Here is a 1,341-nt window from a genome sequence, read left to right on the forward strand (position 1 = left end):
TCTGTATTTTTGCGTCCCGGAGATAAAGGGCCTCGGCCTGATCGAGTTGCCCACCACCTCCATCTATGTGCTGCAGAAGGCGTACGCCGCAATGCAGACGGTGGCGATGGCGCGTGGCGGCCGGCTCGCAGGCATGCACTTCTGGCTTTCGAAGAAGGCGGTCGACATTACCCGCATTGGTGAGGATGGCCTACCGATTCGGCAAGAGCAGATGCTCACCATGCTGGATGCGGAAATCGATCTGGGCGCGCTGCTGGATAGCGCGGATCAGATGGCACCGGCACTGGACGCGGCAAGCAAGTCGGTCGCGTTGCTAGAAGGCGCAATGCCCGCAGGTGATGGGCCTTCCATTGCGCCGCTCGTCGACATCTCTGGCGCAATGCCACTGGAGCGTGAACGGGCTCCGACGCCCGCGTCGACACCGGTCGCTTCGCCGATGCCCGCACCGATGCCGACCGCGGCCGATCCCGAGGACCGAGAGAGCATCCTCGCCGACCTCGCCGCCCGCCTTGGTATGTCGGTAGGGCAGGAGCGCATGGATCTGCTGACCTTTGCCCGGATCGAGTACGGTCAGGGCTGGACGAAGCGGCCTAAGGACGTTGACAGCATGATTGACGAGATGCAAACCGCGCTGGCCAACCCGCTGGCCTTCCGAGAGCAGGTGCGCTCCCGCATCCGTGAAGCCACACAACCTGTCTGACGAAGGAATAGGTGAACGGCGTGCAACGCGTCGTTCACCTCATCTTCCACTTCTGCCCCATTTCTTTTCACCTGTGGCCCAGCCGGGCCACGTTCTTTTGCCCGCGCGCCAAATCGGCGCACCATTCCTTTGGAGAATCACATCATGCTCAACGCGAGTGAGAGCCTGCTGTTGGCTCACTTTTCTGATTTGCATTACTCGACCGGCAATCTGGCCGAGGCCGATCGCTGCTTCGGCTTTGCCGTCGAGCACGCGATCGCGGCCGGAAGTCAGGTCGCCGTCGTCTCCGGCGATTCGACCGATCATCGCCTGGACGCCCACACACCGGCGCTGCGCGTGCTGGCCGAGCGCATACGCCAGCTTTCCGAGCATATGGCGATCGTGATGCTGCAGGGCACCTTTTCCCACGAGCCGCCCGGCACGCTGGATCTGTTCCGCCTCGTTGGCAGTCGTCACCCCGTCTACATTGCGGACCGTATTCACCAGGTCGCACTGCGTGATGGCGGGTTCACCGCTTCGGACGGTGCCCTCTTTACTCCCATCGCGATTGAGGCGTTGCTTGCCGACGGTATGCCGGAGGTGGTCTTCACCTGTGTGCCCACGGTCAACAAGGCCATGCTCGCTGCCGCTGTCGGCGCAAA

At 62.7% G+C, this 1,341-nt stretch carries 1 protein-coding gene and 1 pseudogene; both read left to right on the plus strand.

The features are described from left to right. Positions 1-700 (plus strand): recombination directionality factor (locus ACYP5B_RS50675; protein ID WP_459575029.1); only part of this gene is annotated, 700 nt, incomplete at its 5' end. Positions 701-910: 210 nt separating this feature from the next. Continuing rightward, positions 911-1,341: pseudogene (locus ACYP5B_RS50680) on the plus strand (metallophosphatase family protein); the annotation flags it as partial.

Source organism: Cupriavidus sp. 8B (assembly GCF_054589115.1).